The 7,535-nt window shown below is 68.4% G+C and carries 4 protein-coding genes and 1 tRNA gene; 3 read left to right on the top strand and 2 right to left on the bottom strand.

Annotated elements, in window-relative coordinates; genetic code table 11:
• Nucleotides 1-70 precede the first annotated feature (70 nt).
• The gene (locus AC08OX_RS12415) at nt 71-1,738 is read left to right on the top strand and encodes a recombinase family protein (RefSeq protein ID WP_476607968.1); all 1,668 of its coding nucleotides are present in this window, start codon (nt 71-73) and stop codon (nt 1,736-1,738) included.
• On the opposite strand, the gene AC08OX_RS12410 is transcribed toward AC08OX_RS12415, so the two are convergent.
• A tRNA-Leu gene (locus AC08OX_RS12410) sits at nt 1,720-1,804 on the bottom strand. The two genes, AC08OX_RS12415 and AC08OX_RS12410, sit on opposite strands and share 19 nt — an antisense overlap.
• 177 nt (nt 1,805-1,981) lie before the next feature.
• Entirely contained in the window at nt 1,982-2,974 is a 993-nt protein-coding gene (locus AC08OX_RS12405) for a ParA family protein (protein ID WP_476607967.1), read from the bottom strand.
• A gap of 218 nt (nt 2,975-3,192) precedes the next feature.
• Here AC08OX_RS12405 and nifJ point away from each other — a divergent pair, with 218 nt between their 5' ends.
• Both nifJ and AC08OX_RS12395 read left to right on the top strand, forming a co-directional pair.
• Complete coding sequence (gene nifJ / locus AC08OX_RS12400) at nt 3,193-6,708, top strand: pyruvate:ferredoxin (flavodoxin) oxidoreductase (protein WP_476607966.1); 3,516 nt, start codon at nt 3,193-3,195, stop codon at nt 6,706-6,708.
• Between the two features lie 224 nt (nt 6,709-6,932).
• On the top strand, nt 6,933-7,535 hold a 603-nt coding region (locus AC08OX_RS12395), incomplete at its 3' end, for a heme-binding beta-barrel domain-containing protein (protein ID WP_476607965.1).

Below are 7,535 nucleotides of genomic sequence, written 5' to 3'. Positions count from 1 at the left end.
CCGTCACACCACGCGACCTTCGCGCAGCCCTGGGTGGTAAACCGCGAGACCGGAAGGGAAGGGCAGCCTGATGATCATATTTGCGTTTGAAGGTCGTTGCTCGACCGAGGACCAGCAGGACCCGGAATCATCACGCGCATGGCAGGTGACCCGGGCAAAGGCGCTGATCGAACCGCACGACGGCGAGATCGTGGTCGAGTACTTCGACGCTGGGCAGTCCCGAGCGGTACCGTGGCAGCGCCGACCGCAGGCGAACGCTCTGCTCCAGGCGTTGAAAGACCCGAACCGCGGCTTCGACGCGGTCGTCATCGGAGAACCGCAACGGGCGTTCTATGGCAATCAGTTCGGCCTGGTCTTCCCGCTGTTCACCCACTACAACATTCCCCTGTGGGTGCCTGAGATCGGTGGGCCGATCGACCCGAACGAAGCCCACGAGCTGATCATGTCGGTGTTCGGTGGGATGTCGAAGGGGGAGCGTAACCGGGTCAAGGTCCGGGTGCGGGCGGCGATGGCTGCCCAGGCCAAGGTTGAAGGCCGCTTCCTCGGTGGCAGGCCGCCGTACGGCTACCAGCTGAGCGACCTGGGCCCGCACCCCAACCCGGCCAAGGCAGCCGACGGCCGGCGGCTACACGGCCTCGCGCTCGACGAGGAGACCGCACCTGTGGTGGTCCGGATCTTCGCCGAGTTCCTCCGGGGCGCCGGCCTGTTCGCGATCGCCGAAGGGCTCACCCGCGACGGCATCCCCAGCCCGTCCGCGCATGACCCCGCCCGCAACTCCCATCGCACGGGGAAGGCCTGGTCGAAGGGAGCGGTCCGCGCGATCCTGACCAACCCCCGCTACACCGGCCGGCAGGTCTGGAACCGCCAGCGCAAGGACGAGGTCCTCCTCGATGTCGAGGACGTCAGCCTCGGGCACACCACCAAACTGCGGTGGAACCCCTCGGACAAGTGGGTCTGGTCCGAGGAGCCGGTCCACCCGGTGATCGTGGAGACCGAGCTGTTCACCCCGGTGCAGCAACTCCTCGCCGGTCGGGGCAGAGGGCCCGGCGATCAGAAGGCGCCGCGTACGCGGCAGCCATACGCGCTGCGGGGGGCGTTCTACTGCGGTGTCTGTGAGCGGAAGATGCGGGGACACACAGCCCGCGGGGTCACGTACTACCGCTGCCGCTACCCGCAGGAGTACGCCCTGGCGAACACGATCGTTCACCCGACGAACGTCTACGTCCGCGAAGACGCCGTCCTACCGGCACTCGACCGGTGGATCGCCGAGGCGCTCGCGCCGCCGCAGCTGTCCGCCACCCTCGATGCCATGGTGGCCGCCCAGACCAGCTCATCCACCGACGACCTCGCCGTGCAGAGAGCCCGCCGGGCGATCGAGGAAAGCAACACCAAGCTGGCCCGCTACCGGTCCGCCCTCGACGCTGGAGCCGACCCGGCGCTCATCGCCGGGTGGATCGCACAGGTCCAAGCCGAGAAGACCACCGCCGAGCGGGAGCTGCGCGAGGCCAGGGAGATCGACAAGCGGCGGCTGACCCGCAAAGAGATCGCTACTATGGTGGAGTCGCTCGGCGACATCGCGAGCGCTCTCAGCGAAGCGGAGCCCGCCGAGAAGGCGGACCTGTACCGCCAGCTGCGCCTGCACCTGACCTACCAGCCCGCAACCAACACAGTGAGGGCCGCCATGAAGATCGACAGCACCTACCGTGGGGTAATGGAACGTGTCCGAGGGGGGACTTGAACCCCCACGCCCGTTAAAGGGCACTAGCACCTCAAGCTAGCGCGTCTGCCATTCCGCCACCCGGACAGGTGGTTCGCGGATGTCTCACCCGCGAACGACTGCGATGCTACACGCTCCAAGGGGGTGCTTGTCGCTACCCCCGACCATCAGACGATCAAGTCCCGACTTGCGAGTTCTGGCCCGCTTCGACGAGAACGAGAAGCAGTATGATCATTACTTGAGGTGCACCCCGGGGGATGTCGATCATGACTGGCCGGCCGCCGGGGCCTCTGGGCCTCGCCTACGCGACGGGCCCGCCATGCGGCTGGCCGCCCCGACCCGTCGGAGGAACTCCTCGACCAGGCTGATCAGCTCCCGGGCCACCTCGGGCGGGAGATCCGCGGACAGCACCGCCGGCAGTTGGGTTCCAGCCGCTCCAGCGAAGCTCCGGTTACTCACGCGGAGCATCGACTCGAACACCGGGAGTCCGAGACCAGATGCCTGGTGGATGTAGGGCCGCAGGAAGCTGGTCGGCCGACCGCCGTAGTACTGGACCATCATGAGAACAACACCGAGCACCCGCGGTTCGAGTCGTTTCACGGCCGGATGCATCCCGGACTGCAACCCCGCGACCCTGTTGTACTCCCAGACGAACCGGCCCAGTCTGCTCATCAGATGTTCGATGCCCAGCGTCGACAGGTTGTCCGGCCGGGCCGGGATGAGCAGGTGGTCGCAGGCGGCGATCGCGGCCCGGGTGATGACTCCGAAGTTCGGCGGGCAGTCGATGAGCACAAGGTCGTAGTCGTACGTGGAGAAGGACGCCAGCCCGGTGGCCAGCCGCTGGTAGACGTCGAAGTAGTACCTGGTGGACCGGTGGGCCCGCGCCCCGCCCAGCCTGGCGGTGAGGTCCATCTCGATGTCGCCGAGTGAGAGGTGCGACGCGAGCAGGTCCAACGTGCCGCCGCCCGCGGCGACGGCGGCGTTGACGACCGATGGTGTGGTCACGTACCCCGCGAGGGGCGGTGGGGTGGTCTCCGGCCGCCACGACTCGAACCACGCCTTGACGGTTCTCCGGTGGTCGGCGAGGTCCGTCCGCCAGGTCTCGGGTCGGTAAAAGGAGAAGGTCAGGTTCGCCTGCGGGTCCAAGTCGATCATCAGTACCCGTCTCCCCAGCCGGGCGATCGCGGCGCCGATGTTTGCGGTGAGCGTGGTCTTGCCTACCCCGCCCTTGTAGCTGGCGATCGCCACGGCCTTCACCGCATCCTCGCTCCCGGTCGCGCGCTCCGCCCGGCGGCGGAGGGACGTCGTGTCTCCTCGGCCGGACCCGCAATGCTTCCGCGTCCGGTTCACCAGCAGACTACGGCTGTTTCTGGATCGGTAACGTCGTCGGGAGTCGGATACTGGTGACTTCCGCCTTCGGGGACGGGAAGGAAGTCCCTCCTCGATCCGCCTCCGGACGCCTGAGTCTGGGATGTATGGGTCAGAAGACGATCGATGGGAACGAAGCCGCCGCGTTGGTGGCCTACCTGGCGAGCGAGGTGATCGCGATCTATCCGATCACCCCGGCGTCGGCTATGGGGGAGCTGGCCGATGCGTGGGCGGCGAAGGGCCGCCCGAACCTGTGGGGTGCGGTGCCCGAGGTCGTCCAGCTGCAGAGTGAGGGTGGTGCCGCCGGCACTGTGCACGGGGCGTTGCAGGCGGGTGCACTGTCGACGACGTTCACCGCCTCGCAGGGTCTCCTGCTGATGCTGCCCAACATGTTCAAGATCGCCGGTGAGCTCACACCGATGGTTCTCCACGTCGCGGCCCGGACCGTGGCCACGCACGCACTGTCGATCTTTGGTGATCACAGTGATGTGATGGCGGCGAGGTCGACCGGTTTCGCCATGCTGTGTTCGGCGTCGCCGCAGGAGGCGCATGACCTGGCCGCGGTGGCGCATGCGGCAACGCTCGAGTCGCGGGTGCCGTTCCTGCACTTCTTCGACGGTTTCCGCACGTCGCACGAGCTGAACGAGGTGGCGTTGCTCGACGACGGCACGCTGGGTGGTCTGCTGGCCGCCGGGCATATCGATGCCCATCGCCGCCGGGCGTTGTCCCCCGACCGTCCGGTGATCCGGGGCACCACCCAGGATCCCGACACGTTCTTCCAGGCCCGGGAGGCGTCGAACACGTTCTACGCCGCGGTTCCCGGGATTGTGCAGGGGGTGATGGACCGGCTGGCCGCGGCGACGGGCCGGGCCTACCGCCTGTTTGAGTATCAGGGTCATCCCGAGGCCGAGCGGGTTGTGGTCGTCATGGGGTCGGGTCGGTCGGCGGTGCGGGAGGCGGTCACCCGGCTGGTCGAGCGAGGCGAGCGGGTCGGGTTCGTCCAGGTTCGTTTGTTCCGTCCCTTCGACGGCCGGGCGTTGCTCGCGTGCCTGCCCCTGACGGTGCGGTCGGTCGCGGTCCTGGACCGGACGAAGGAGCCGGGCGCGTCGGGTGAGCCGTTGCGGCTGGATGTCGTCGCCGCGTTCGCGGAACGGCCCGAGCGGATGCCGCGGGTGATCGGTGTCCGTTACGGGTTGGCGTCGAAGGAGTTCACCCCGGCGATGGCGGCGGCGGTGTTCGACGAGCTGGCCGGCGCGGCGCCGCGCCGGGAGGTGACGGTGGGTATCCGCGACGACGTCACGGACCTGTCGCTCGAGGTGGACGACGACCGTGTCCCGGAGCCGGATGACGTGCTGCGGGCGGTGTTCTACGGGCTCGGTAGCGACGGCACGGTGGGTGCCACGCGGGCAACGGCCGGTATCGTCGCAGCTCGCACGCCGCTGCACGCGCAGGCGTACTTCGTGTTCGACTCCAAGAAGTCGGGGTCGATGACGGTCTCGCATCTGCGGCTGTCGCCACGACCGGTCGACTCCCCGTGGCTTATCCAGAACGCCCAGTACGTGGGCTGTCATCAGTCCTCGCTGCTGGAACGGGTGGACGTGCTCGCCGTGGCCGCGCCGGGTGCCACCGTGCTGCTCAACAGCCCGCATGCGCCGGAGAAGGTGTGGGAGCATCTGCCGGCCGACGCGCAGCGGCACCTGCTCGACCGGGATGCGCGCCTGTTCGTCGTCGACGCCGACCGGGTGGCGAAGCAGGCCGGCATGCCCGGGATCGTAAGCCCGGTGCTGCAGACCTGTTTCCTGGCGCTGTCCGGTCTGCTGGACCGCGACGAGGCGATCGCGGCGGTCAAGGACGGCGTCCGCGCCGCCCGCGGCAAACGCGGTGACGCCGTGCTGCAGCGTAACTTCGCCGCCATCGATGCCGCGCTCGACGCCCTGCACGAGATCGACCTGCAGGCTCGTGTGGTCACGGGGCAGGCGCGCCGGCAGCTGCTCGGCGAGGCGCCCGCGTTCGTCCGGCAGGTGACGGCGCGGATCATGGCAGGGGAGGGGAACCTGCTTCCCGTCAGCGCACTACCGGCTGACGGCACCTTCCCCGTCGGGACGGCCCGGTACGAGAAACGCGGCCTGACCCGCGAGCTTCCGGTGTGGGATGCGGACCTGTGCATCGACTGCGGCAAGTGCGCGATTTCCTGCCCGCACGCCGCCATCCGGATGACGTTGTTCGACCCGGCGCGGCTCGCCGACGCGCCGGCGTCGTTCCGGCACAAAAAGCCGAAGGACCGCACCCTCGCGGCGTTCCGGCTCGCGGTGCAGGTGGCACCGGACGACTGCACCGGCTGCGGCATCTGCGTCGAGGCCTGCCCGGCGAAGAGCCGGGAGATCGAGGGCCATCGCGCCCTGGACATGGTCGACGCCGCACCCCGCTTCGAGGAGGAACGTGCCGGATGGGCGTTCCGCGAAACGCTGCCGGCGGTCCCACCGGCGCTCGCCCCACCGGACACGGTCCGCGGCTCGCAGCTACGGGAGCCGCTGTTCGAGTTCTCCGGCGCCTGCGCCGGCTGCGGGGAGTCGCCCTACCTCAAACTGCTCACGCAGCTGTTCGGTGACCGCATCATCGTCGCCAACGCCACGGGATGCTCGTCCATCTACGGCGGCAACCTGCCGACCACACCCTGGTCGGCGGGGACCGACGGCCGCGGCCCGGCCTGGGCGAACTCGCTGTTCGAGGACAACGCCGAGTTCGGGCTCGGGATACGCCTCGCGCTCGACAGCCGGGCCCGCGAGGCCCGCCGACTGCTGCGCGCACAGACCGCGACGGTCGGCGGCACGCTCGTCGAGGCGCTGCTCACCGCCGACCAGTCGACCGAGGCCGGCATCCTCGACCAACGCCAGCGGGTGGCCGAACTACGCCGGCGGCTGGCCACCGTCGACCACGACACCACCCTCGACGCTGTCCTCGACGACCTCGTCGACAAAAGCGTGTGGATCATCGGTGGGGACGGGTGGGCGTACGACATCGGCTTCGGCGGCCTCGACCACGTGCTCGCGTCGGGACGCGATGTCAACGTGCTCGTCCTCGATACCGAGGTGTACTCCAACACCGGTGGGCAGGCGTCGAAGTCGACGCCGCGCGCCGCGGTCGCGAAGTTCGCCGGCGGCGGCAAACGGACCCGCAAGAAAGACCTCGGGCTGCTCGCCGCCGCCTACGGCGACGTGTACGTCGCGCAGGTCGCCCTCGGCGCCAACGACCAGCACACGGTGAAAGCCTTCAACGAGGCGGCCAGCTGGCACGGCCCGTCCCTCATTGTCGCCTACAGCCACTGCATCGCCCACGGCATCACCATGACCGACGGCCTGGCCCACCAGAAAGCCGCGGTGAAATCGGGATACTGGCCGCTCTACCGGGTCGACCCCCGCGCGGAAAGGCCGTTCTCCCTCGACTCGCGGGCACCGTCCATCCCCTTCAGCGAGTTCGCCGCCACCGAATCCCGGTTCACCCTCCTCAACACCGTCAACCCCGACGAAGCCGACGAGCTCGCGGCACTCGCCCAACGCGACATCCTCGGGCGCTGGCAGACCTACGAACACGAAGCCGCCCACCCCCGCAACACCACCACGTAAGACTGAAGCGGCGCCGTACCCACCAAAGCGGCGCCGTACCCACAGACCGGCGAAATGTTCGATCTTGAGGGCGGGCCCATGAGCACGGTGAATACGCCGTCCGGCGCGGCTTGAGAGTCGCGCAATAGCGGCTTGCAGGAATTTGACAGTAATGTCGAGATGTTCCGGGCATGTTTTGGAATTGTGTCACCTATAGGTAATTTCTCGTTCAAGGAGGATTTGCGGTGACGGAAACGACAGGAAAGCCAGGGAAGACGGAGAAGGCGGGAAAAGTCGGCCCGGAGTTCGGTCCGTTGGCGGCCCTGGCCGGTGAGTGGGAGGGCGACCAGGGGGTGGACGTTGCCTTCGGCAACGCCGAAGGCACGATTATCGAGACCCCGTACCGCGAGAGGGTCACCTTCAAGCCCTTCGGTCCCGTGGACAACGGCCCGCAGTGTCTCTACGGCCTCGACTACCACATGGCCGCGTGGCGGGCTGGCGAGGAGAAGGCGTTCCACACTGAGATCGGCTACTGGCTGTGGGACGCCGATCTCGGCCACGTCATGCGGTGCTTCATGGTGCCCCGCGGTGCGGTCCTGATCGCCGGTGGTGCCGTGGCGCCGGACGCGACCGACTTCACCCTGCGGGCGCAGGCCGGCTCCCCCACGTACGGCATCCTGTCCAACCCCTACCTGGCGCGCGCGGCGAACAGTATCCGCTACGAGGTGAGCATCACCGTCACCGGCAACGGGAGCTTCGCCTACATCTCCACGACCACCATCGATCACGAGCGGGTGTCCGACCCGGTCGCCCATACGGACCGCAACGTGCTGCGGCGCCTGTCCGAC

It is taken from the genome of Frankia sp. CoBUL1 (assembly GCF_978021245.1).
This window is presented reverse-complemented; position numbering and strand designations above follow the sequence as displayed.

Excerpts from the sequence above, each read along its gene's own strand:
- nifJ (WP_476607966.1), top strand. The coding sequence starts at position 3,193 with ATGGGTCAGAAGACGATCGATGGGAACGAAGCCGCCGCGTTGGTGGCC.
- AC08OX_RS12415 (WP_476607968.1), top strand. The coding sequence starts at position 71 with ATGATCATATTTGCGTTTGAAGGTCGTTGCTCGACCGAGGACCAGCAG.